Here is a 23,946-nt window from a genome sequence, read left to right as displayed (position 1 = left end):
CTCAAGGAGCAGCATCATGCGTATCATCGTAGTGTCGCAAGCGGAAAAAAATCTGCTGGAAATAGCCCGGCTGCTGCGCGAGCGCAGCACCGCCGACGAGATCGACGTGGTGGCCGGCCCCCTGTCGCGGCTGCAGGAGCCGCGCGGCGCGGCCGTGCTGCTGCTGCAGCAGGCCACGCTGGACAACGCCGACCTGGAGCAGCTGGAAGTGCTCAGCAGCCGCAACCCGGCCATGGCCATCGTGCTGGTGTGCCAGCCGCAGCCGGCCGAGTTCCTGCTGCGCGCCATGCGCAGCGGCGTGCGCGAAGTGCTGGCCGCGCCGCTCGACCCGTCGCAGCTGCAGGCGGCCATGCGCCGCATCGAGGACAAGCTCAGCGCCACCAACCGCTCGCTGGGCAAGGTGCTGGCCTTCATCTCCTGCAAGGGCGGCAGCGGCGCCACCTTCCTGGGCACCAACCTGGGCTACGCGCTGGCCACCCAGGAGAACAAGCGGGTGGCGCTGCTGGACCTGAACCTGCAGTTCGGCGACGCCTCGCTGTTCGTCTCGGACCGCAAGCCGCTGGCCACGCTGTCCCACGTGGCGCAGCAGATCCACCGCCTGGACGCGTCCTTCCTGGCCGCCTCCATGGTGCAGGTGTGCCCCAACTTCCACGTGCTGGCCGCGCCGGACGACCCGGCCCAGGCCAACGACGTCAAGCCCGAGCACGCCGAGCAGCTGCTGCAGCTGGCCCGTCTGCATTACGACTTCGTGCTGCTCGACATCGGCCGCAGCCTGGACGCGGTGAGCGTGCGCGCGCTCGACCACGCCGACATGATCTTCCCCATCCTGCAGCTGACCCTGCCCTACATCCGCGACGGCAAGCGCCTGCTGGGCCTGTTCCGCTCGCTCGACTACAGCCGCGACAAGATCCACCTGATCGTCAACCGCTACGCCGCCAGCGGCGAGATCCGCCTGAGCGACTGCGAGGAAGCGTTCGGCTCGCCCATGTACAAGACCGTGCCCAACCACTACGAGGCGGCCGCCGCCTCGGTCAACCAGGGCGTGCCCATCCTGCAGCTGGCGCGCACCAGCCCGGTCTCGCGCGCGCTGCTGGAGATGGCGCGCACCCTGGTCGGCGACAACGCCGAAGAATCGCGCAGCTGGCTCTCGCGCATGCTCAAGCGCGCCTAACCCCGACATCCACGCCCCTATAGGAGAAGCCCACCATGACCACGGAATCCCAATCGCTGCGCGACCGCCTCACCAACGGCGGCTCGGCCTTCGGCAGCACCGCGCCTTACGCGCTGCCCAAAGCGGGCGGCGTCGACAGCACCACCTACCAGGCCCTGAAGCACCGCACGCACCAGGCCTTGCTGGACCGCGTGGACCTGGAGGGCATGCAGCAGCTGAGCAAGGGCCAGATCCGCGACGAACTGGCGGTGCTGGTGAGCCGCCTGCTGGACGAGGACACCGTGGTCATCAACGACGCCGAGCGGCGCAGCCTGACGCGCGACATCCAGTACGAGGTGCTCGGCTTCGGCCCGCTCGAGCCGCTGCTGTGCGACCCGAGCGTGTCCGACATCCTGGTCAACACCCACAGCCAGGTGTACGTGGAGCGCGGCGGCCGCCTGGAGCTGAGCGAGGTGCGCTTCACCGACGACTCGCACTTGATGAAGATCATCGACAAGATCGTCTCGCGCGTGGGGCGCCGCATCGACGAGTCCAGCCCCATGGTGGACGCGCGCCTGCCGGACGGCTCGCGCGTAAACGCCATCATCCCGCCGCTGGCAATCGACGGCCCCATCATGTCGATCCGGCGTTTCGCCGCCGAGCCGCTGCGCCTGGCCGACCTGGTGGAATTCCAGAGCCTGACCGGCGGCATGGCCACCGTCCTGCAGGGGCTGGGCAAGGCCAAGGTCAACATCCTGATCTCGGGCGGCACCGGCAGCGGCAAGACCACCATGCTCAACGTGATCTCCGGCTTCATCAGCCACAGCGAGCGCATCATCACGGTGGAAGACGCGGCCGAACTGCAGCTGCAGCAGCCCCACATCGTGCGGCTGGAAACGCGCCCGCCCAACATCGAGGGTAAGGGCGAGGTGACGCAGCGCGCGCTGGTGCGCAACGCGCTGCGCATGCGGCCCGACCGCATCATCCTGGGCGAGGTGCGCGGCGGCGAGGCGCTCGACATGCTGCAGGCCATGAACACCGGCCACGAGGGCTCGATGGCCACCATCCACGCCAACAATCCGCGCGAGGCGCTGACCCGGCTGGAGAACATGATCAGCATGGCCGCCGCCACCTTGCCGGTGAAAGCCATGCGCCAGCAGATCAGCTCGGCCATCGGCGTGGTGGTGCAGGTGGCGCGCCTGACCGACGGCAAGCGCAAGGTGCTGTCGATCGCCGAGATCACCGGCATGGAGGGCGAGGTGATCACCATGCAGGAAGTGTTCAGCTTCAAGCAGAGCGGCGTCGACCAGAGCGGCAAGGTGATCGGCGCCTTCCGCGCCAGCGGCGTGCGGCCGCGCTTTTGCGAACGCCTGAAAAGCTTCGGCGTGACGGTGGACGAGGCGCTGTTCGATCCCAGCCGGGACCTGAGCTAACGAAGCCGGCGGCCACGCTGGCAGACAAGGAGCAGCATCGTGGACTATCTCTATTACATGTTCGGCATCCTGATCTTCATTGCCGTGGTGCTGGCGGTGGAAGGCCTGTTCCTGGGCTGGAACGCCACCCGCGGCCCCGAGGCGGAACGCATCGCGCGCCGCCTGCGCATGATGTCGGCCGGCGCCAACGGCCAGGGCAGCTCGATGATCAAGCAGCGCCTGCTGAGCCAGTCGCCGCTGATGCAGCGCCTGCTGCTCGGCATGCCGCGCGCGCACCAGCTCGACCGGCTGCTGGAGCAGTCCGGCCTGAGCTGGAGCGTGTCGCGCCTGCTGATACTGATGGGCCTGAGCGTGCTGCCGGTGGCGGTGGCGGCGCTGTGGGCCGGCCTGCCGCCGCTGCTGGCGCTGGCCGTGGGCGCGGCCGGCTGCCTGCTGCCGCTGCAGTACGTGCTGCGCTGCAAGCGCCGCCGGCTGCAGCAGATCGACCAGCAGCTGCCGGACGCGCTCGACCTGATCGGCCGCGCGCTGCGCGCCGGCCACGCCTTCCCCACCGCGCTCAACATGGTGGGCAACGAGATGCGCGACCCGCTGGCCGGCGAATTCGCCACCGCCTTCGACGAGGTCAACTTCGGCATCGCCATGCAGGACGCGCTGATGAACCTGGCCACCCGGGTGCCCAGCACCGACCTGCGCTACTTCGTCATCGCCGTCACCATCCAGCGCGAGACGGGCGGCAACCTGGCCGAGCTGCTGGACAACATCAGCACCATCATCCGCGAGCGCATCAAGCTGCTGGGCCAGGTGCGCGTGCTGTCGGCCGAGGGCCGCATGTCGGCCTGGGTGCTGGGCCTGCTGCCCTTCGGCGCGGCCGCCATGATACAGCTGGCCAACCCGGCCTTTCTGAACGTGCTGTTCACCGATCCGGCCGGGCGCATGATGCTGGGCTTTGCCGGCGGCCAGATGCTGCTGGGCTTTTTCGTCATGCGCAAGATGATCCATATCCGCGTGTAAAACTTGTAGAAGCTGGAGTCCGCCATGAGTCCATTCCAATTAGCCAGCCTGGCCCTGCTGTTCGTGGCCGTGTTCGGCGCCGTGCTGCTGGTGCTGAGCCGCCTGTCGCGCAACCCGGTGCAGCAGCGCCTGGCCGAAGTCGGCGAATCCGTCGGGCGCAAGCGGCGCGCGCCGGGGCCGTGGAGCGCGCGCATGACGCGCTGGGCTTCCGCGCTGGGGCAGCTGTCGGCGCCCGAGAACAGCTGGGAGAATTCAGCCATCCGCACCCGCTTCATGAACGCCGGCCTGCGCCACCCGACTGCGCCCACGCTGTATTTCGCGGCCAAGACGGCGCTGGCCATCGCCCTGCCGCTGGCGCTGTACCTGGGGCTGAACGTGGGCGCAGGCCGGCTGGAAGGCAACTCACTGCTGATGTGGCTGCTGATTGCGGCAGCCGCCGGCTACTACCTGCCCAACCAGCTGCTGCGCATCCGCGTCAAGCAGCGCCAGCGCGAGATCTTCGAGAGCTTCCCGGACGCGCTGGACCTGATGACGGTGTGCGTGGAAGCCGGCCTGGCGATCGACGCCGCGCTGGGCCGGGTGTCGCAGGAGATCAGCCTGCGCAGCGCCGTGCTGAGCGAGGAGCTCAAGCTGGTGACGCTGGAGCTGCGCGCCGGCAATCCGAAAGACCGCGCGCTGCGCAACCTGGCGCTGCGCACCGGCGTGGACGACGTCGACGCGCTGGTGGCCATGCTGATCCAGGCCGAGCGCTTCGGCACCAGCGTGGCCGATTCGCTGCGGGTGCAGTCCGAAACGCTGCGCACCAAGCGCCGCCAGCGGGCCGAGGAGGCCGCCGCCAAGATCGCGCTGAAGCTGCTGTTCCCGCTGATTTTCTTTATTTTCCCGTCCCTGCTGGTGGTGTTGATGGGGCCGGCTTTCATCCAGATCTACCGGGTGCTGCTGCCCGGCATGAGCAGCCAATAAGGAGTCTTCCATGTCCTGCGAATTCCTCTTCCCCGACCGCACCGGCCGCCTTGCCGGCATGCCCCGCCGGTCCCGCATGTCCCGGCTTCCCTCGCCGCTGCTGGCCGCTTGCGGCGCGGTATTGCTGCTGGGCTGCGCGGCGCCGCCGCCGCAGTCCACCGCGCTGGCTGTGCAGCCGCTGCTGCGCATGCAGCACAGCGGCGACCAGGGCGCGGCCGCCTGGTACCGGCTCGGCAAATACCACCAGGAGCGCGGCCAGATCGGCCTGGCGATGGGCGCGTACGCGCAGTCGCTGGCGCTGGACGGCCGCCAGCTCGACGCCCGCATGGCGGTCGCCGCCATCGATGCGCGCCATGGCCGCCTGGCCGAAGCGCGCGACGCCCTGCTGGCCCTGGTGGACGACTACCCGGCACAGGCGCAGCTGAGCAACAACCTGGGCTATGTATACCACCTGATGGGGGATCAGCAAGCGGCCATCGCCATGCTGCGCCGCGCCTTGGCGCTGGACGCCGCCAGCACCCGCGCGCAGGACAACCTGCGCCTGGCCGAAGCAGCGGCCGCCGCCGGCGCCGCCAACGCTCAGCTGGCCGCCGCGCCTGCGACTGCGCCAACGTCGACGCCGTCAGCGGCCGCGCCTGCGCCGCTCGCCGCAGCGCCCACCGTTCCCGCATTCTCCGCCGTGTCCGCCCTGCCCGGCGCACCTGCCGCGCCCGCCGCGCCTGTCCCGGCGCCGGCTTTGACAGCGGCGCTGCCGCCCGAGGCTATCGATGCCGGCTTGCCGCCGCCGACGCGCGCCGAACTGCGCGCGGTGCAGGAGCAATTGCGCCAGCTACAGCTGCGCCAGGCGGCGACCGAGGCCGCCGCCGCCGCGCCGCCGCCCGCTGCCCCCACTGCACCCGCCCTGCCAGCCATGCCCGCCGTGCCAGCCGTTCCAGCCATGCCGGCCGCTTCCGCCCAGCTGCTGGCGCAGTTGGAAATCGCCAACGGCAACGGCGCGCCCGGCCTGGCCAAGCGCTTCCGCCGCGCACTGGCGCAGCTGGGCATCCCGGTCGAGCGCCTGAGCAACGACAAGCCCTACCGCCAGCAGCACACCACCATCGAGTACCGCCCCGGCTACCGCCAGCAGGCGGCCGAACTGCAAGCCGCGCTGCGCGGCCAGGCCACGCTGCAGGACGCCGGCCCGCGCACGCGCACCGAGCTGCGCCTGGTACTGGGCAAGGACGCGCCAGCCCAGCTGGCCAGCGCGGAAAGCGCCGCCACGCTGCTGGCCGCGCTCGGCCCCGGCATCGGCACCAATAAGAACACGGGCATCAGCGATTGAGCAAGCGATCGAGCAATCGACTAAGCACGCTACTAAGCACCAACCAACAAATCCAACCACATCGGGGTGGCACATGCGAGACATATCGAGGTACCTACGACCAGCACGATTCCTGTTTGCCGCCGTCCTGGCGGGCGCGTTGACCGCCTGCGGCGGCGGCGGCAGCGGCCCCAACGGCGGATGCGTCACCCTTGACGCCGGGCGCGATCCAGCCCTGCCGTCCTGCGGCGGCAGCACCAGCGCCCCGTCCAGCACTGCCTCCACGTTGGCCATGGCCCTGACCGATTCGGCCGGCGCCGCCATCACCTCCATTTCGCAGTCGCGCAGCGGCATCCTGGTGCTCACGCTGAAAGACGCGCGCGGCAATGCCGTGCCCAACGTGACCGTCACCGTCGTCAGCACCGACAAGACGGCCGTCTTCACCCCCGCCGCCGGCAGCGCGCTGACCGACGCCGGCGGCGTGGCAAAAATCGGCCTGAACGCGGGCACGCAAGCGGGCGCCTTCACCGCCACCGCCACCGCCGCGCTGGCTGGCGGCAACATCACCTCGCAAGTGAGCTACGCCGTCAGCGCGCCGGCCAGCATGGTCACGCTCGGCCTTGCCGACACCGGCGGCGCCGCCACCAGCGCCATCTCGCCCGAGCGCAGCGGCACGCTCTCCGCCACCATCAAGGACAATGCCGGCGTGCCGCAGCCGAACGTCGCGGTCACATTTACCAGCAGCGACAAGACTGCCGTCATGGAGCCGCCGTCCGGCACCGCACTGACCGACGCAAGTGGCGTAGCCAAGGTCGGCATCCTGGCCGGCACGCAGGCGGGCGCCTACACCGCGCAGGCCGCCGCCAGCCTGGGCACTGCACCGGCATCGGCCTCGCTGAATTACAGCGTGGCGTTCAAGACGCTGGCGCTGAGCAGCCTGGCCATGACGCCGTCCACGCTGTCGGCCGGCGGCAACGCCAGCGTCACGGTGACGGTGCAAAGCGACGGCGCGCCCTACACGCCGGTGCTGCCGGTGAGCTTCAGCTCGCCCTGCGTCGCCGCCGGTAAAGCCGTCATCGGCTCGCCCGTGCTGACGCAGAACGGCGTGGCGACCGCCAGCTATTCGGACCGCGGCTGCGGCGTTGCCGACACCATCACCGCCAGCGCCACGCTGGGCGGCGCCACCGTCACCAAAACCGCTACCCTGACGGTACTGCCGGCAGCCACCGGCTCCATCAAGTTCGTCAGCGCCAACACCACCAATATCGCGCTCAAGGGCACTGGTGGATTCGGACGCCAGGAAGTGGCCACGCTGATCTTCCAGGTGCAGGATGTGACGGGAAACCCGGTCTCGGGCAAGCAGATCGACTTCGTGTTCTCCGACTCGATGGCCACCAGCACCATCGGCGGCCTGACATTGAGCCCCTCGTCGGCCACCTCGGCTGCGGATGGCACCGTCACCACGCTGGTCACGGCCGGCACCATACCGACTTCGGTACGGGTGCTCGCCAGGGTGCGGGACACGGAAACCACCACCTTGTCCAACATCCTGGTGATTTCCACCGGCGTGCCGGACAAGGCCCACATTTCGCTCTCCTCCTCCATCGGCAACTGCGAAGGGTACGATTTCGATCAGCTGTGCACCTACGTCACCGCCGCCCTGGGCGACCATTTCGGCAACCCGGCGCCGGACGGCACCGCCATCAACTTCAGCACCAATTCCGGCACCATCGGGGCGTCCTGCGTGACCGGTTCGCTGCCGCCGCCCGGCGCCACGCCGACCGGCCAGACCACCAATTCCCGCGTGGGTCCGGGTTCGGGCAATTGCACGGTTGAACTGCGCTCGGGCGCGCCGCGCAAGACGGACGGCAAGCTGGTGGTGCTGGCATATGCACTGGGAGAAGAAAGCCTACTCGACAGCAACGGCAACAACGTCTACAACGCCGGCGAGCCATTCGTCGACCTGAGCCCGGACATATTCCGCGACGACAACGAGAATCACGTGTGGAATCCGGGCGAGCCCTGCATTGGTCCGAACTTGAACGGCTTGTGCAGCACGCCCGGCGACGGCCTCTACAACGGCGTGCTGCGCTCGCCGCAGACGCGCAGCGCGTACGCCCAGTACATCTGGGCCGAACTGGGGCAGATCTTTTCAGGCAGCCGGGCCGTGATCAGCTTCTCGCCGGCCGCACCCGTGTGCAACGCCAATCTGACTGCCGATATCCTGGTGACCGTGAAGGACGAGAACAACAACATCATGCCGGCAACCACGGTGCTTGATTTCAGCGCCCTCTTTGGCCTGATTTCTCCGCCCGTCCTTCCGGGCAGCATCAAGGTGCCGAATGTTGTGCGGGCAGTCGGCCAGTCCATCATCCCACCGTCGTACCTGATCACGGTAGGGTGTCCGTCACAGGAATCGAAGGGGAAATTCACCGTGACCGTCACCACGCCGAACGGCGTGACCACCACCGCAAACACCACCATCAACTGAAGATGGCAGCCCGGGTCACAGCTGCTTTTCGAAGCAGGCCGACTCGGGCTTGACGGCGTAGCGGCCGAAGTTGGGAATCAGGCGGTAGCCGCGCGCCTCATAGAAGGCCACGGCGCGCGTGTTGACGCGGCGCGTCGACAGCCGCAGTGCCTGGTAGCCCAGCGCTGCGGCTTCCTGTTCCAGGAAGGCCAGCAGCGCGCGGCCGATGCCCCCCCCTTCGCCGGGCCGCGCATACATGCGCTTCACTTCCGCAATGCCCTGTTCCAGCGGCCTGAACGCGCCGCAGCCCACCGCCTCGCCGCGCCCGTTGCGCGCGACGGCAAAGCGCGCCAGCGGGCCGCGCACGTCGTCCGCGTCGAAGGACGACTGGCCGCTGTCGCCGGTGATGGCCGCCAGCACGGCCGACAGTTCCGCCATCAGCAGCAGCGCATCCGGCGATCCCGGATCGGCCGCCTGCACTTGCACCGCCGGGACGCTCATTGCCCCGCCCCCGCCCGCTCGGCGCGGCGCGCGAAGCGCTGCGCCAGCACCGCGCACGCCATCAGCTGGATCTGGTGGAACAGCATCAGCGGCAGGATCACCACGCCCAGCGACGAGGTGGCGAACAGCACCTTGGCCATCGGCACGCCGCTGGCCAGGCTCTTCTTGGAGCCGCAGAACACGATGGTCACCTCGTCCTCCCGGCAGAAGCCGAGCCGGCGGCTGAGCCAGCCCGTCAGCGTCAGCACCACCGCCAGCAGCAGGCAGCACAGCAGCGTCAGCGCCAGCAGCGCCGGCACGCCGGTCTTGAGCCACAGCCCCTCGCTGACGGCCTGGCTGAACGCCGTGTAGACCACCAGCAGGATGGCGCCCTGGTCCACGTACTTCAGCATCGGCTTGCGGCGGTCCACCCAGGCGCCGATCCAGGGCCGCAACAGCTGGCCAGCGATGAAGGGCAGCAGCAGCTGCAGCACGATGGACAGCACCGCATCGGCCGAGGACTTGCCCGCCGGGCCGTGCACCACCAGTGCGCTGACCAGCAGCGGCGTGAGGAAGATGCCAAGGAAGTTGGACGCCGAGGCGCTGCACACGGCGGCCGCGACGTTGCCGCGCCCGACGGCGGTGAACGCGATCGAGGACTGCACGGTGGACGGCAGCATGCACAGGAACAGCATGCCCAGGTACAGGTCGGGCGTGAGCACCGTCAGCGCCAGCGGCTTGAGCAGCAGGCCCAGCAGCGGAAACAGCACGAAGGTGCAGCACAGCACCAGCAGGTGCAGGCGCCAGTGCGTCATGCCCGCCACGATGGCGTCGCGCGGCAGCTTGGCGCCGTGCAGGAAGAACAGCGCGCCGATGGCCACCGTGGTGACCAGGCCGAAGCCCTCGGCGACGCGGCCGGCGGCAGGCAGGAAGCTGGCAATGGCGACAGTGAGCAGCAGGGCGAGCGTGAAATTGTCGGGCCGCAGGCGGCGCAGAAGAGCGAGGATCGAAGACATACCCGTATTCTAGCAGCCGCGGCCGGGGCGAAAAAAAAGGGAGCCGCAGCTCCCTTTCCTGTCCTTCCGGTATTACATGATGTGCTTGCCGACCCACCAGGCGATCGCCGCCACGAAGGCCGAGGCCGGGATGGTGAAGATCCAGGCCCACACGATGTTGCCCGCCACGCCCCAGCGCACCGCCGACATTTTCTGCGCCGAGCCCACGCCGACGATGGCGCCGGTGATGGTGTGGGTGGTGGACACCGGCACGCCCATGGCGGTGGCCACGAACAGCGTCATGGCGCCGCCGGTTTCGGCGCAGAAGCCGCCCACCGGCTTCAGCTTGGTGATCTTCTGGCCCATGGTCTTGACGATGCGCCAGCCGCCGAACAGCGTGCCGAAGCTGATGGTGCCGTAGCAGGCCACGATGACCCAGGTCGGCGGCGCCGTATCGGTCGCGGCCACGTGGCCGGAGGCGATCAGCAGCATCCAGATGATGCCCATGGTTTTCTGCGCGTCGTTGCCGCCGTGGCCGAGGCTGTAGGCGGCCGCCGACGCCATCTGCAGGCGGCGGAACCAGGTGTCGACCTTGCGCGGCGTGGTGCGCACGAAGATCCACGACACCAGCAGCATCATCAGCGAGCCGAGCACGAAGCCCAGCAGCGGCGCGACGACGATGAAGGTGACGGTCTTGATCAGGCCGCCGGAGATCAGCGCGCCGGTGCCGGACTTGGCCACCGCCGCGCCCACCAGGCCGCCGATCAGCGCGTGCGACGAGGACGACGGGATGCCGTAGTACCAGGTGATCAGGTTCCAGGCGATGGCGCCGACCAGGGCGCCGAAGATGACGTAATGGTCGACCACGGTGGGATCGATGGTGCCCTTGCCGATGGTGGTGGCGACCTTCAGCCCCACCACGAAGATGGCGATGAAGTTGAAGAAGGCGGCCATCGCCACGGCCGACTGCGGCTTCAGCACGCCGGTCGAGACCACGGTGGCGATCGCATTGGCGGCGTCGTGGAAGCCGTTCATGAAGTCAAACACCAGCGCCAGGAAGATCAACAGGCACAGCGCGTAGATGCTGATTTGTAGGGTTTGCATGGATTGTTCTTTTCAGTTCTTTTCAGGACAGCACGGCTTACGCGTTTTCGACAACGATGCCTTCGATGATGTTGGCCACGTCTTCGCAGCGGTCGGTGACCGTTTCCAGGATTTCGTAGATGGCTTTCATCTTGATCAGGTTGCGCACGTCCGGCTCGTCGCGGAACAGCTTGGACATGGCGGCGCGCATCACATGGTCGGCGTCCGATTCCAGGCGGTCGATCTCTTCGCAGATGGCGACGATCTGGCGCGAGTTGTCCATGTTGTGCAGCAGGGCCACCGCTTCGCGGACCTTCTCGGTGCAGGCCAGCACCAGTTCGGCCAGGCGCTTGGCTTCCGGCGTGACCGAGTGCAGGTCGTACAGCGACACGGTCTGGCCGGCGTCTTCCATCAGGTCCAGGATGTCGTCCATCTTGGTGATCAGCTTGTGGATGTCGTCGCGGTCGATCGGGGTGATGAAGGTCTTGTGCAGCATGTCCACCGTGGCGTAGGTGATCTTGTCGGCCTGCTTCTCGATGCCCTCGATCGCGTGCACGCGGTTTTCCAGGTCGTCGAAGTTGGTCATCAGGGCCAGCATTTCCTTGGCGCCTTTGACGCACAGGTCGGCGTGCTGGTTGAACAGATCAAAAAACTTGCCCTCGGTGGGCATCAGGCGTCCAAACATATCAATCTCCAATCAAGAATCATCATTACTGCAGGCAGCCGCCAGGCGGCGGCCTTAGAAAAGTTACGGGTACTGCGGGGGAAGGTAAAGCTTAGTCGCCCTGGTAGGTCGTCAGTGCACCGCTGTAATTGCCGAACTTGGTGTACATGCCCATCCAGGTCAGTCGTATTGCGCCGATCGGACCGTTACGCTGCTTGCCGATAATGATCTCGGCCGTGCCTTTTTCGGGCGAGTCGGGGTTGTAGACTTCGTCGCGGTACAGGAAGATGATGACGTCCGCATCCTGTTCGATAGCGCCGGACTCGCGCAAGTCCGACATCACCGGGCGCTTGTTGGGGCGCTGTTCCAGCGAACGGTTCAGCTGCGACAGCGCGATGACGGGACAGTGCAGTTCCTTGGCCAGGCCCTTGAGCGAGCGCGAGATTTCGGAAATCTCGGAGGCGCGGTTGTCGCCCGGCTTGCTGCCCTGCATCAGCTGCAGGTAGTCGACGATGATCAGGCCGAGCTTGCCGCACTGGCGCGACAGGCGGCGCGCGCGGGCCCGCATCTCGATCGGGTTCAGCGCCGGCGTTTCATCGATGAACACCTGGGCGTCGTTCATCTTCTGGATCGCGTTGGTCAGGCGCGGCCAGTCCTCGTCGTTCAGTTTGCCGGTACGTAGGCGGTGCTGGTCCAGCATGCCCACCGAGCCCAGCATACGCATGGCCAGCTGGGTGCCGCCCATCTCCATCGAGAAGATGGCCACCGGCAGGCCGGCGTCGACCGCCACGTTCTCGCCGATGTTGACCGAGAACGCGGTCTTGCCCATCGACGGACGGCCGGCCACGATCACCAGGTCGCCCGGCTGCAGGCCGGAAGTCATGCGGTCCAGGTCGATGAAGCCGGTCGGCACGCCGGTGATTTCGCTGGAATTGTCGCGCGAGTACAGCTCGTCGATGCGCTCGACCACCTGGGTCAGCAGCGGCTGCACCGCCAGCCAGCCTTGCGCGCCGCGCGCGCCCTGCTCGGCGATGGCGAAGATCTTCGATTCGGCCTCGTCCAGCATCTGCTTGACCTCTTTGCCCTGCGGGCTGAAGGCCTGGCCGGAAATCTCGTCGGCCACGGTGATCAGCTGGCGCAGGATGCCGCGGTCGCGCACGATCTCGGCGTAGCGGCGGATGTTGGCGGCCGATGGCGTGTTTTGCGCCATGGCGTTCAGATAGGCCATGCCGCCCACCTCGTCCGCCTTGCCCAGCATGGACAGCGCTTCGAACACGGTCAGCACGTCGGCCGGCTTGGAGCCGTTGATCAGGCGGACGATCTGTTCGAAGATGATGCGGTGATCATAGCGGTAGAAGTCGTCGGGATTCATGAAATCCGCGATACGGTCGAACGCGGCATTGTCGCGCAGCAGGCCGCCGATGACGGACTGTTCTGCTTCGATGGAATGCGGCGGAATGCGTAGCGAATCTACCTGTGGATCGGAGGGGGTGTTCATGGCGCGAATTATACCTGCTTCGGTGCAAGGGCAAAAAATAAAAAAGCCGGGCAAGCCCGGCTTTTCTATATGTACAACAGTCTATCCGTAGATTTCTCTACAACTAAACTTAGGCAGCTTCGCCAACGACGGCAACGGTCACGTCGACCACTACGTCGGTGTGCAGCGATACCGAAACGGCGTGCTCGCCGGTGACTTTCAGCGGGCCGTTAGGCATGCGCACGGCAGCCTTTTCAACAGCGAAACCAGCTTTGGTCAGCGCTTCGGCGATGTCGAAGTTGGTCACGGAACCGAACAGGCGGCCGTCAACACCGGCTTTTTGCGAAACGGTCACGGTCATGCCGTTCAGTTTCTCGCCTTGGGCTTGAGCGGCAGCCAGTTTAACGGCAGCAGCTTTTTCCAGTTCGGCGCGCTTGGCTTCGAATTCAGCCACAGCGGCGGTGGTGGCGCGGCGGGCCAGCTTTTGCGGGATCAGGAAGTTACGTGCGTAGCCGTCCTTGACCTTAACCACGTCGCCCAGGTTGCCGACGTTAACAACTTTTTCCAACAGAATGATTTGCATAGTTCTCTCCAGTTTCTAATCTGACTGCGCTAATTAAGCGTGGTGCAGATCGGTGTACGGCAGCAGGGCCAGGTAGCGAGCGCGCTTGATGGCGGTGTCAACTTGACGCTGGTAGTGCGCCTTGGTACCGGTCAGGCGTGCTGGCATGATCTTGCCGTTTTCCTGGACGAAATCTTTCAGCGTGTCTACGTCTTTGTAGTCCACTTGCTCAACGTTTGCAGCGGTGAAGCGGCAGAACTTCTTACGTTTGAACAGAGGATTCTGTTGCTTGCGCTTTTCTTTCAGCTTGAGCTTGTTTTTGTCGAACTTTTTACCGAATGCCATTTTAGGCTCCTGTATCTAATAAACTAAAATCAATGATGTGAAACACCAGGCTTCTGCTATTGCGGTTTTTCTTGGCCAGGAATCCTGTGAACCGATAAACACCACCCAGGGGCGCCGCTTCGAACCGTTTTGCCAGATCCCCTGCCGCCAGGGCCGGGACTTCGAATTCGGTGAGGCGGGCGATGCCTGCCTCCATCTGCTGCGAACTGTGCTGCAAGGTTGCAGTGACAATCGGCATGCCGGCCGGGGTGTACCTGATGGTGTCCCGTTCGGTGATGAGGGCGGTTACCTGTAGCTGGTTCAGTTCAGTTCCTGGTCAATACTCGACTGGCCGATTAGGCCGCTGCAGCTGCTTGTGCTTCGGCGCGATGGCTCTTGGCCGCGTCTTCACGTTGTACCGACTTCATCATCGGCGAAGGAGCGGTTTCCGCTTTCTTCATTTTCACGGTCAGGTGACGCAGCACGGCATCATTGAATTTGAATGCGGTTTCCAGCTCGACCAGGGTCTCGTTGTCGCACTCGATGTTCATGCAGATGTAGTGTGCTTTAGCCAGTTTCTGGATCGAGTAAGCCATTTGACGGCGGCCCCAATCTTCCACGCGATGTACGTTACCGCCGCGCGAGGTCACGCTGGCTTTGTAACGTTCGATCATCGCGGGCACTTGCTCGCTTTGGTCCGGATGGACGATAAATACGATTTCATAGTGACGCATGAAAACTCCCTTAAGGACTGTGAATATAGCCCACCCCGGCGTCAAGACGGGTGTGGGAAGAGGTAAGCCCGCGACTATAGCGCCTTTCCGCTGAAAAATCAAGCAGCAGCCCGCCTTGACCCCGCGCAAAGCCGGCCACCCCGGCTGCGCGCATGCTACCAGCCATGGAACCGCCCGCCGACGACTACGACACCCCATGGAAGACCGCCGTGATGCGCTATTTCCGCGAATTCATGGCTTTCTTCTTCCCCCAGGCGCACGACGCCATCGACTGGAAACTGGGCTACAGCTTCCTGGACCAGGAACTGTCGCAGATCGCGCGCGACGCCAGCCTGGGCCGCAGGCGGCTCGACAAGCTGGTGCAAGTGCGCGGGCGGGACGGCGCGCATCAGCTGCTCTACATTCATCTCGAGATCCAGCGCCGCCGCGAGATGGAATTCGCCGCGCGCATCTTCACCTATCACTACCGCCTGTACGACCGCTTCCAGTGCCCCATCGCCACGCTGGTGATCCTGGCCGACCCCTCCCCAGCCTGGCGGCCCGACTGGTTCGGCTACACTGCGCTCGGCTGCGAAACCAGTATCCACTACCCCACCGTCAAGCTGATGGACTACTGGCCGCACCTGGAAAGACTGCTAGCCAGCCATAACGCCTTTGCGATCTTGACCGTGGCCCATCTCATGACACTGCACACGCGCCACCAGCCCCAACTGCGCTTCGAGTGGAAAGCAAGGCTGGCCACACTGATGCACGAACGGCAATGGAGCACGCAGCGCATCCTGGACCTGTTCGATGTACTAGACTGGATGATGGCAATACCCGCGCCGCTTCAGCAACAGTTGGGTGCGAAAGTTGTTGAGCTTGAAAGGAGCATGACTATGCCATTCGAAAATCTCATCATCAAGATGCACAAGCAAAGGGCCCGTGAGGAAGGCCTCGAGGAAGGGCGTCAGGCGGGCCGCGCAATAGGCCGGGAAGAAGGCCGGGAGGAAGGCCGGGAGGAAGGCCGGGAACAGGGCCGGGAAGAAGGCCTGCTGGCAGGACACCGGGAAGCACTGACGCGGCTGCTAAAGCTGCGGTTCGGTCCGCTGCCGCCGGACACTACGCGGCGTATCGAGCAGGCATCGAAGGCCGACTTGGCCAGCTGGGAGGGGCAGATTCTGCGTGCGGACGCTCTGGATGACGTATTTGACGGCCGCTAAGTGAAAATATTTCGCGAGCAGCAATGAAATCCCTTGCATTAGCGCTCACACTGTACAAAAATACAGTCTGTCTATATCCACAGCTCTCAGAGCGAAACGCACCATGATCAAGCTCACCGCACGCCAGGAACAAATCCTTAATCTGATCAAGGATGCCATCGACAATACCGGCTTCCCGCCCACCCGCGCCGAGATCGCCAACGAACTGGGCTTCAAATCGGCCAACGCCGCCGAGGAGCACCTGCAGGCGCTGGCGCGCAAGGGCGCCATCGAGATCGCGGCCGGCACCTCGCGCGGCATCCGCCTGCTGGGCGCGCATGCCGAAAGCGCCGCCACCAAGGTGGCCAATGCGGCCGCCGCCGCCGCGTCCAACATGATGTCGCTGCCGCTGATCGGCCGCGTGGCCGCCGGTTCGCCCATCCTGGCCCAGGAAAACCTGGAAACCAGCTACAGCGTGGACCCCGCCCTGTTTTCCGCCAAGCCCGACTTCCTGCTCAAGGTGCGCGGCGAATCGATGCGCGACATCGGCATCATGGACGGCGACCTGCTGGCCGTCAAAAAGGTGGACAGCGCCAAGAACGGCCAGATCGTCGTGGCCCGCATCGGCAACGAAGTGACGGTCAAGCGCTACCAGAAGACCGGCTCCACCATCGAGTTGTTTCCTGAAAATCCGGATTTCAAAGTAATCACCGTCAATCCGGAGGCGGACGAGTTCGCGCTGGAAGGACTGGCGGTCGGCCTGCTGCGCAGCTGGCACTAAGAAAGAGCAACAATGGGTGCTTTCAAACTCTACGGCAATTGCGAGTCCGGCCACAGCTACAAGGTGAAGCTGGCCATGGAAGTGGCCAAGGTGCCGCACGAGTATGAAGAGATTGACCTGCGCCTGGAGCGCGCCGGGCGCCCCGAGCCTTTCCGCAGCCTGTCCAGGTACTGCGAAGTGCCGCTGCTGGTGCATGACGGCCAGGCCTACGTGCAGTCGAACGCCATCCTGCTGCACCTGGCCGAACACCTGACAGCGTTTGGCGGCGAAACGCAGCAGCGCCTGGAGCGCGTGCGCGAATGGCTGTTCTGGGAGGCCAACCGCATCGGCTTCTCGATGGCGCACCTGCGCTATGGGCAGAAGTTCGATCCGGCGGCCTACGCCGGCACCGTGCTGCCGTGGTTCCGCAACCGCTTCAACGCCGACATCGAACGCCTGGAGGAAGAACTGTCCGACGGCCGCGCCTTCCTGCTCGACGACCACGTCAGCATGGCCGACTTTTCCATCTGCGGCTATATGTACTGGCCGGAGCAGGCCAACGTCGGCTACCCGCCGCGCGTGCAGGCCTGGCTGGACCGCATCGCGGCGCTGCCGGGCTGGCGCCATCCATATCACATGGAAGGCGCGCAGCCCTGGTAACGCCGCCTGCGCTTAGCAGGCTTCCAGCGCGCAGCTGAAGTCTTCTAGCAAATCAGCCGTGTCCTCGATGCCGACCGACACGCGTATCAGCGATTCCGCAATCCCCATCGACGCCCGGCGCTCCGCGCCCATCTCGTAGAAGATGGTGTGCGCCACCGGGATGATCAGCGTGCGCGTGTCGCCCAGGTTGGAGGCCGGCACCGCCAGCTTCAGGCGGTTCAGGAAATCGAAGCAATCGATGCCGTCCTTCAGCTCAAAGCTCAGCAGCGAACCATGCGCGCGGAACAGCTCCGCCGAGATGGCGTGCTGCGGATGCGACTTCAGGCCCGGGTAGTACACCGCCGCCACGCGCTCGTCCGATTCCAGCAGTTCGGCCAGCGCCTTGGCGTTGGCGCAGGTGCGCTCCATGCGCAGCGCCAGCGTTTCGGCGCCGACCGCGATGTGGTGCGCCGCCTCCGGCCCCAGCGAGGCGCCGAAGTCGCGCAAGCCCTTGGCGCGGATCTGCGTGATGCCCCACTGCGCCGGCGCCGCCTTCTTGTAGTTCTCGAAAATGTTCGGGAACCGCGTCCAGTCGTAGGCGCCGGTGTCGGTCAGGCTGCCGCCCAGCGCATTGCCGTGGCCGCAGATCGACTTGGTCAGCGCGTTGACCACCAGGCCGGCGTGCACCGACTTCGGCAGGAAGAGATACGGCGTGGTCATCGTGTTGTCGACGATGTAGAGGATGCCGCGCTCCTGGCACAGCTCGCCGATCCGCTTCAGGTCCGCCACTTGCGTACGCGGGTTGGCAATGGTTTCGACGAACACGATGCGGGTATTCGGCTGGATGGCGGCCGTCACATTGGCCACGTCGGTGGCGTCGACGAAATCGACCGCCACGCCCTGCCCCGCCACGGTTTGCCACAGCGAGTTGGTGTTACCGAACAGGAAGGACGACGACACCACGTGGTCGCCCGCGCGCAGCAGCGCCTGGAACACGGCGCCGATGGCGCCCATGCCGGTGGCGAAGCACAAGGTGGCCACGCCCTGCTCCATCTTGTTCACCTTGTCTTCCAGCGCCGACACGGTGGGATTGCCCTGGCGGCCATAGCGGAAGCCCGGCTCCTTGCCCTGGAACACCGAGGCCAGCTGGCGCGCGTCGCCGTAGCCGAAGGCCACCGAGGTGTGCACCGGCTTGTGCAGCGAGCCGTGCTCGATGCCCTTCTGGCGGTCGTTGTGCAGGATGGTGGTGGTGAAACCGTAATTTTTCTTTTCTGTCATGATCTTCGGTCAAAAAAAAGCCCGGTGCCGTGGGGCACCGGGCTGCGACATCAGCCTTCGGCGGTCGCTGCGTTCAGGTTCAACTGGGTGCGGCCGGTATCCTCCGCCGCAGCCGGTTTCGGGTTGTGGCGGTTGTATTCCAGCTTGTCCAGGTAGTCCGGCGACACGTCGCCGGTGACGTAGATGCCGTCGAAGCACGACGCTTCGAACTTGGTCAGCTTCGGATTCACGTCGGTGATCGACTGTTTCAGCGCGTCGATGTCCTGGTACACCAGGTAGTCGGCGGTGATTTCCTTGCACACTTCCTCGGTGGTGCGGCCGTAGGCGATCAGCTCGTCGCGCGTCGGCATGTCGATGCCGTACACGTTCGGGTAGATCACCGGCGGCGCGGCCGAAGCGAAGATCACTTTCTTGGCGCCGGAGTCGCGCGCCATCTGCACAATCTCGCGCGAGGTGGTGCCGCGCACGATGGAGTCGTCCACCAGCAGCACGTTCTTGCCCTTGAACTCGTGCGGGATGGCGTTCAGCTTCTGGCGCACGGATTTCTTGCGCGCCGCCTGGCCCGGCATGATGAAGGTGCGGCCGATGTAGCGGTTCTTGATGAAGCCTTCGCGGTATTCCACGCCCAGGCGCAGCGCCAGCTGGATCGCGGCCGGACGCGACGAGTCCGGGATCGGCATCACCACGTCGATCTCGCCGTCCGGGATTTCACGCTTGATCTTGTCGGCCAGGTACTCGCCCATCTTCAGGCGGGTGGCATACACCGAGGCGCCGTCGATCACGGAGTCCGGACGGGCCAGGTAGACGAATTCGAACACGCAAGGATTGAGCTGCGGGTTGTCGGCGCACTGGCGCGCGTGCAGCTGCTTGTCGGCGTCGATGAAGATGGCCTCGCCCGGCTCCACGTCGCGCACGAAGCGGAAGCCCATGCCTTCCAGCGCCACCGATTCGGAGGCGATCAGGTATTCGGTGCCCTGCTCGGTTTCATTGATGCCCAGGCACAGCGGGCGGATGCCGTTCGGGTCGCGGAAAGCCAGCAGGCCGACGCCGGCGATCTGCGCCACGGCGGCGTAGCCGCCCTTGACGCGGCGGTGCAGCACGGTGACGGCCTTGAAGATGGCGTCCGGGTCCAGGTTCAGGCCGGTAGTGGCGGTCTGGATTTCATGCGCCAGCACGTTCAGCAGCACTTCCGAGTCGGAGTCCGTGTTGATGTGGCGGCGGTCGTTCTTGAACATTTCCTGCTTCAGCTGTTCCCAGTTGGTCAGGTTGCCGTTGTGTGCCAAAGTGATGCCGAACGGCGCGTTGACGTAGAACGGCTGCGCTTCCTCTTCGCTGGACGAACCGGCGGTCGGATAGCGGCAGTGGCCGATGCCCGAATTGCCTTGCAGCGAACGCATATTGCGGGTGCGGAAAACGTCACGCACCAGGCCGTTGGCCTTGTGCATGGAAAACATGCTGCTGTGATTGGTCGCGATGCCCGCCGCGTCCTGGCCGCGATGCTGCAGCAGCAGCAAGGCGTCATACAGCATTTGATTGACGGGTTGATGGGATACGACGCCGACGATGCCACACATGGTAGTGCTCCTGGACTGGTACTACGGATTTAAAGAATTCTAAAATTGCACATGCTGCGCGAAGGCAGCGGGCAGGAAAGGCTTCACGGTGCGCGCTCCGGTCTCCGCGAGCGGACTCAATAGCGCGTTCTTCCAGAAATCCTGCTGCGGGATCGTGGTCATGCCGCACAATATGACTGCGGCCAGCACGATTACAAGCCCCCGCCCCAGGCCGAACAGGCCGCCCAGGCCCCGGTCCGCCAGGCTCAGGCCGCCCGCCTTGATCAACGCATCGACTGCCATGCCCAGCAGTCCCATCAGGATGCGCACGCCGATGAACAATACGATAAACGCCAGGATCAGGCGCACCACTTCGCCCGGCACCAGTTCCGGCAGCATCTTGGCCAGTTCGGCGCCGTAGGCGTTGGCCACCACGAAGGCGACGATCCAGCTGGCCAGTGAAATCATTTCCTTGACCAGGCCGCGCAGGGTGCTGATGACAACGGAGGCGATCAGCACGAATATCACCAGGTAATCGAATAGCGTCACGTCGGCACAAACTCAGGTCAGGAGGTGGCCAGGGAGCTGCTCAGGCCGATTTTGCTCAACTTGGCGCGCACTTTTTCGGCTTCCTCTTTGTTCGGGAACGGGCCGACGCGGATACGGGTCAAGGCGCCGCTGGCTGTGGTCACCTTCTGCGTGAAGGACTTGATGCCGGCTTCCTTCAGCTTGCTTTGCAATTCGTCCACTTTTTCCTGCGTCGCCACGGCGGCCACCTGCACCAGGTACTTGGTATCCGACGGCTTGTCTTCCAGTATGGCCATGGCGCGCGCGGCGTCCTCGGTTTTCGGCTTGACGTCGGCTTCCGCCTTGGCGCGCTTGGCGTCGTGCTCGGCTTTGGCCTTGGCGTCCGCTTCCGCCTTGGCGTGCCGGATTTCCTCGGCCTTGGCCTTCGCGTCGGCCTTGGCCTTGGCTTCCGCCTTGGCCTTGGCTTCCGCTTCCAGCTTGGCTTCGGCGGCGCGGCTGCCTTCCTTCAGGCTTTCCTTGACGCTGTCCTTCGGCTTGGCCAACTCGGCATGCGGCCTCAGCTCGGTCGCCACCGGCGCGGTCACGGCGGCAACGGGCGCGCCGGGCGCAACCGGTGCGGCAGCGGCAGCCGGCTTGGCGGGCGGTGTTTCCTTGACAATTTCCTCGGTCTTGTCGAGCGCATCGGCGGCATTCACGGCGGACGGCGGCGCTGCTGCCGGCGCGGCCGCTGCGGAAGCGGCATCGGCCGGCTTGTCTTTGGCTGGGATCTGGATGGCGATGTCGGACGCCAGCGGCTTGGGCTCGGAGTCCAGCAGCATCGGCAAGCCGACTGCAACCGCCAGCGCCAGGGCGATCGCGCCCACCAGGCGGCGGCGCGCGCGTTTCTTTTCGGGCAAGACCGGATCGGCGGCCCCATCCTTGGCGCGGCTGCGGCGCACGCCGTCGGTGTTGCGGTCGGCGGCGCTGGCACGCTTGGATTTGGCCCGCTCCAGCGCGGCCGTGTCGGCTGCGCTGGTGTAATAGCCGCTGTCCTGGCCAGCGGCTTCCTGCTTGTTTTTACTGAGTTTCGAGAACAAGCCCATGCGTGATTTTCAGTCGGTGATGTCAGTGAAGTGCAGATTTTCGCGCTGCCATGACGCCGGCAACGGTCAGGAAAGATCCGAAGACCACAATTCTATCATTCTCGCTGGCACGACTCATCGCATTTGCAAAAGCTTGTGCCGGATCGTCGAATATATGCACGGTGCGTTCCGGCTTGTCTTCCTGGATCAGCTGCACCTTGGCGGCCAGTTCCGAGCCGCTCGCCGAGCGCGGCGACGGCAGCGTGGCCAGGCACCAGTGGTCCACGTGCTCGGACATGGCCTTGATGACGCCGTCGATATCCTTGTCGTGCATCGAGCCGAACACGGCGAAGGTGTACGGGTGGTAGCCCATATTGCCCAGGTTCTGGTTCAGCGCGGACGCGGCGTGCGGATTGTGCGCCACGTCCAGGATCACGGTCGGGCGGCCCGGCAGCACCTGGAAGCGGCCCGGCAGCTCCACCGTCACCAGGCCGGTGCGCACTTCCTGCGCGCCCACCGGCAGTTCGATCCTCAGCGCTTCCAGCGCGGCCAGCACGGCCGACGCGTTCAGCAGCTGGTTGGCGCCGCGCAGGCTGGGGTAAGCCAGCGAATTGCGGCGCTGCGAACGGCCGCCGTAGTTCCACTGCTGCTTGTCGCCGGAATAGTTGAAATCGCGGCCCATCAGCCACAGGTCGGCGCCGATGCCCTCGGCGTAGTCGATCAGCGACTTCGGCGGCACCGGGTCGCTGCAGATGGCCGGCTTGCCGGAGCGGAAAATGCCGGCCTTCTCGTAGCCGATCTGCTCGCGGTTGTCGCCCAGGTAATCGGTATGGTCGATATCCACGCTGGTGACGATGGCAACGTCGGCGTCGATCACGTTGACCGCGTCCAGGCGGCCGCCCAGGCCCACCTCCAGGATCGCCACGTCCAGCCCCGCGTTGGCCATCAAGTGCATGATGGCCAGGGTGGTGAACTCGAAATACGTCAGCATGGTGTCGCCGCGCGCGGCTTCCACCACGTTGAAGCTGGCCACCAGCGCCTCGTCGCTGGCCAGGTCGCCGTTGACGCGCGCGCGCTCATTGAAGTCCAGGAAGTGCGGCTTGATGTACAAGCCCACCTTGTAACCTGCGCGCAGCAGGATCGATTCCAGCATGGCGCAGGTGGAGCCCTTGCCGTTGGTGCCGGCCACCATGATGACCGGGCAGCCGAAGGCCAGCGCCATGCGTTCCTTGACGGCGCGCACGCGGTCCAGGCCCATGTTGATTTCAGTGACGGCGTGGCGCGATTCGATCAGCGCGAGCCATTCGGGCAGAGTAGTCGGGAGTGTAGACATCGGGGAGGACTTCCAGGCGGGGAAGGCGCGCGGCCCGTTGAAGCAGGCCGCGCGCCGGGCAGTACGTTCAGATCTCAGGCCAGCACTTCAACAGCCTGGCTTTGCAGCAGCGCCAGCAGGCGGGCAATTTCTTCGCGCATCTTGCGGCGGTCGACGATCATGTCGACGGCGCCCTTCTGCACCAGGAACTCGGCGCGCTGGAAGCCTTCAGGCAGCTTCTCGCGCACGGTGTTCTCGATCACGCGCGGGCCGGCAAAGCCGATCAGCGCTTTCGGCTCGGCGATCACCACGTCGCCCATGAAGGCGAAGGAAGCGGACACCCCGCCCATGGTCGGATCGGTCAGCACGGAGATGAACGGCAGCTTCTTCTCGGACAGCTTGGTCAGCATGGAGGTGGTTTTCGCCATCTGCATCAGCGACAGCAGGCCTTCCTGCATGCGCGCACCGCCGGTGGCGGTGATGCAGATGAACGGCACCTTCTGTTCCAGGGCCACCTGGGCGCCGCGCGCAAAGCGCTCGCCGACCACGGAACCCATGGAGCCGCCCATGAACTCGAATTCGAAGCAAGCCACCACAACCGGCAGGCTCATGATGGCGCCGCCCATGACGATCAGCGCATCGGTCTCGCCGGTGGCTTCCATGGCCTGTTTCAGTCGGTCCGGGTACTTCTTGCTGTCCTTGAACTTCAGCGTGTCGACCGGCAGCGTTTCCTGGCCGATTTCATAACGGCCGCCCGCGTCCAGCAGGCCGTCCAGGCGCTCGCGCGCGCGGATGCGCATGTGGTGGTCGCACTTGGGGCAAACGTGCAGGTTCGATTCCAGGTCGGTACGGTACAAAACGGCTTCGCACGACGGGCATTTCACCCACAGGCCTTCGGGCATGGTCTTGCGTGCGGCAGCTTCGGAACGCTGGATGCGCGGTGGCAGCAATTTTTCCAACCAGCTCATAAATTTCTCCTAATGCACAA

24 protein-coding genes are annotated in these 23,946 nt (G+C 65.4%); 9 read left to right on the top strand and 15 right to left on the bottom strand.

Annotated features, from left to right (window positions below; genetic code table 11):
- Positions 1 to 16 precede the first annotated feature (16 nt).
- The 6 genes from AC56DV_RS18765 to AC56DV_RS18740 all read left to right on the top strand — a co-directional run bounded on the left by AC56DV_RS18765 (position 17) and on the right by AC56DV_RS18740 (position 8,348).
- Complete coding sequence (locus AC56DV_RS18765) at positions 17 to 1,171, top strand: CpaE/TadZ family protein (protein ID WP_496315759.1); 1,155 nt, start codon at positions 17 to 19, stop codon at positions 1,169 to 1,171.
- Between the two features lie 35 nt (positions 1,172 to 1,206).
- A complete protein-coding gene (locus AC56DV_RS18760; RefSeq protein WP_496315758.1) occupies positions 1,207 to 2,583 on the top strand; it encodes a TadA family conjugal transfer-associated ATPase in 1,377 nt (458 codons plus the stop codon).
- 39 nt (positions 2,584 to 2,622) lie between these two features.
- A complete protein-coding gene (locus AC56DV_RS18755; protein ID WP_496315757.1) occupies positions 2,623 to 3,594 on the top strand; it encodes a type II secretion system F family protein in 972 nt (323 codons plus the stop codon).
- Between the two features lie 24 nt (positions 3,595 to 3,618).
- Positions 3,619 to 4,557: a type II secretion system F family protein gene (locus AC56DV_RS18750; RefSeq protein WP_496315756.1), complete on the top strand. Its 939-nt coding sequence runs from the start codon at positions 3,619 to 3,621 to the stop codon at positions 4,555 to 4,557.
- A 10-nt stretch (positions 4,558 to 4,567) separates the two neighbouring features.
- On the top strand, positions 4,568 to 5,878 hold the full coding sequence (locus AC56DV_RS18745) for a LytR C-terminal domain-containing protein (RefSeq protein WP_496315755.1): 1,311 nt from the start codon (positions 4,568 to 4,570) through the stop codon (positions 5,876 to 5,878).
- Positions 5,879 to 6,017: 139 nt separating this feature from the next.
- Entirely contained in the window at positions 6,018 to 8,348 is a 2,331-nt protein-coding gene (locus AC56DV_RS18740) for an Ig-like domain-containing protein (RefSeq protein ID WP_496315754.1), read from the top strand.
- A gap of 15 nt (positions 8,349 to 8,363) precedes the next feature.
- On the opposite strand, the gene AC56DV_RS18735 is transcribed toward AC56DV_RS18740, so the two are convergent.
- From AC56DV_RS18735 to rpsF, 9 genes are all read right to left on the bottom strand, one after another.
- Entirely contained in the window at positions 8,364 to 8,828 is a 465-nt protein-coding gene (locus AC56DV_RS18735) for a GNAT family N-acetyltransferase (protein WP_496315753.1), read from the bottom strand.
- The gene (locus AC56DV_RS18730) at positions 8,825 to 9,823 is read right to left on the bottom strand and encodes a bile acid:sodium symporter family protein (protein WP_496315752.1); all 999 of its coding nucleotides are present in this window, start codon (positions 9,821 to 9,823) and stop codon (positions 8,825 to 8,827) included. The genes AC56DV_RS18735 and AC56DV_RS18730 overlap by 4 nt, the downstream gene beginning before the upstream one ends.
- Before the next feature lie 72 nt (positions 9,824 to 9,895).
- Positions 9,896 to 10,906, bottom strand: a complete 1,011-nt coding sequence (locus tag AC56DV_RS18725; RefSeq protein WP_496315751.1) for an inorganic phosphate transporter — start codon at positions 10,904 to 10,906, stop codon at positions 9,896 to 9,898.
- A 37-nt stretch (positions 10,907 to 10,943) separates the two neighbouring features.
- Positions 10,944 to 11,570 (bottom strand): DUF47 domain-containing protein, encoded by a 627-nt coding sequence (locus AC56DV_RS18720; protein ID WP_496315750.1) that lies wholly within the window; start codon positions 11,568 to 11,570, stop codon positions 10,944 to 10,946.
- 91 nt (positions 11,571 to 11,661) lie between these two features.
- Complete coding sequence (locus tag AC56DV_RS18715; protein WP_057157700.1) at positions 11,662 to 13,047, bottom strand: replicative DNA helicase; 1,386 nt, start codon at positions 13,045 to 13,047, stop codon at positions 11,662 to 11,664.
- Between the two features lie 109 nt (positions 13,048 to 13,156).
- Positions 13,157 to 13,609: a 50S ribosomal protein L9 gene (rplI, locus tag AC56DV_RS18710; protein WP_057157699.1), complete on the bottom strand. Its 453-nt coding sequence runs from the start codon at positions 13,607 to 13,609 to the stop codon at positions 13,157 to 13,159.
- A gap of 33 nt (positions 13,610 to 13,642) precedes the next feature.
- Positions 13,643 to 13,933 (bottom strand): 30S ribosomal protein S18, encoded by a 291-nt coding sequence (rpsR, locus tag AC56DV_RS18705; protein WP_008450941.1) that lies wholly within the window; start codon positions 13,931 to 13,933, stop codon positions 13,643 to 13,645.
- Between the two features lies 1 nt (position 13,934).
- Entirely contained in the window at positions 13,935 to 14,237 is a 303-nt protein-coding gene (gene priB, locus AC56DV_RS18700) for a primosomal replication protein N (protein ID WP_057157698.1), read from the bottom strand.
- Positions 14,238 to 14,268: 31 nt separating this feature from the next.
- Positions 14,269 to 14,646 (bottom strand): 30S ribosomal protein S6, encoded by a 378-nt coding sequence (rpsF, locus tag AC56DV_RS18695; protein WP_056394461.1) that lies wholly within the window; start codon positions 14,644 to 14,646, stop codon positions 14,269 to 14,271.
- 164 nt (positions 14,647 to 14,810) lie between these two features.
- Here rpsF and AC56DV_RS18690 point away from each other — a divergent pair, with 164 nt between their 5' ends.
- The 3 genes from AC56DV_RS18690 (at position 14,811) to AC56DV_RS18680 (ending at position 17,247) form a co-directional block, all read left to right on the top strand.
- Positions 14,811 to 15,848 carry an RpnC/YadD family protein gene (locus tag AC56DV_RS18690; RefSeq protein WP_496315749.1) on the top strand — a complete coding sequence of 346 codons (1,038 nt, stop codon included), beginning with the start codon at positions 14,811 to 14,813 and terminating at the stop codon, positions 15,846 to 15,848.
- 103 nt (positions 15,849 to 15,951) lie between these two features.
- Positions 15,952 to 16,608 carry a transcriptional repressor LexA gene (gene lexA / locus AC56DV_RS18685; protein WP_496315748.1) on the top strand — a complete coding sequence of 219 codons (657 nt, stop codon included), beginning with the start codon at positions 15,952 to 15,954 and terminating at the stop codon, positions 16,606 to 16,608.
- A gap of 12 nt (positions 16,609 to 16,620) precedes the next feature.
- Positions 16,621 to 17,247 (top strand): glutathione S-transferase family protein, encoded by a 627-nt coding sequence (locus AC56DV_RS18680; RefSeq protein ID WP_496315747.1) that lies wholly within the window; start codon positions 16,621 to 16,623, stop codon positions 17,245 to 17,247.
- A gap of 12 nt (positions 17,248 to 17,259) precedes the next feature.
- Here AC56DV_RS18680 and AC56DV_RS18675 read toward each other — a convergent pair whose 3' ends face one another.
- The 6 genes from AC56DV_RS18675 to accD all read right to left on the bottom strand — a co-directional run bounded on the left by AC56DV_RS18675 (position 17,260) and on the right by accD (position 23,926).
- Positions 17,260 to 18,504, bottom strand: a complete 1,245-nt coding sequence (locus tag AC56DV_RS18675) for a cystathionine gamma-synthase family protein (protein ID WP_496315746.1) — start codon at positions 18,502 to 18,504, stop codon at positions 17,260 to 17,262.
- A 50-nt stretch (positions 18,505 to 18,554) separates the two neighbouring features.
- Positions 18,555 to 20,078, bottom strand: a complete 1,524-nt coding sequence (purF, locus tag AC56DV_RS18670; protein ID WP_496315745.1) for an amidophosphoribosyltransferase — start codon at positions 20,076 to 20,078, stop codon at positions 18,555 to 18,557.
- Positions 20,079 to 20,117: 39 nt separating this feature from the next.
- A complete protein-coding gene (locus tag AC56DV_RS18665) occupies positions 20,118 to 20,606 on the bottom strand; it encodes a CvpA family protein (protein WP_496315744.1) in 489 nt (162 codons plus the stop codon).
- A 17-nt stretch (positions 20,607 to 20,623) separates the two neighbouring features.
- Positions 20,624 to 21,667 carry an SPOR domain-containing protein gene (locus AC56DV_RS18660; RefSeq protein ID WP_496315743.1) on the bottom strand — a complete coding sequence of 348 codons (1,044 nt, stop codon included), beginning with the start codon at positions 21,665 to 21,667 and terminating at the stop codon, positions 20,624 to 20,626.
- A 22-nt stretch (positions 21,668 to 21,689) separates the two neighbouring features.
- Positions 21,690 to 22,979, bottom strand: a complete 1,290-nt coding sequence (gene folC / locus AC56DV_RS18655; RefSeq protein WP_496315742.1) for a bifunctional tetrahydrofolate synthase/dihydrofolate synthase — start codon at positions 22,977 to 22,979, stop codon at positions 21,690 to 21,692.
- 74 nt (positions 22,980 to 23,053) lie between these two features.
- Positions 23,054 to 23,926 carry an acetyl-CoA carboxylase, carboxyltransferase subunit beta gene (gene accD / locus AC56DV_RS18650; RefSeq protein ID WP_056394440.1) on the bottom strand — a complete coding sequence of 291 codons (873 nt, stop codon included), beginning with the start codon at positions 23,924 to 23,926 and terminating at the stop codon, positions 23,054 to 23,056.
- Positions 23,927 to 23,946: the final 20 nt, after the last annotated feature.

It is taken from the genome of Massilia sp. BGA-UO-ETr-WB1 (assembly GCF_059567845.1).
This window is presented reverse-complemented; position numbering and strand designations above follow the sequence as displayed.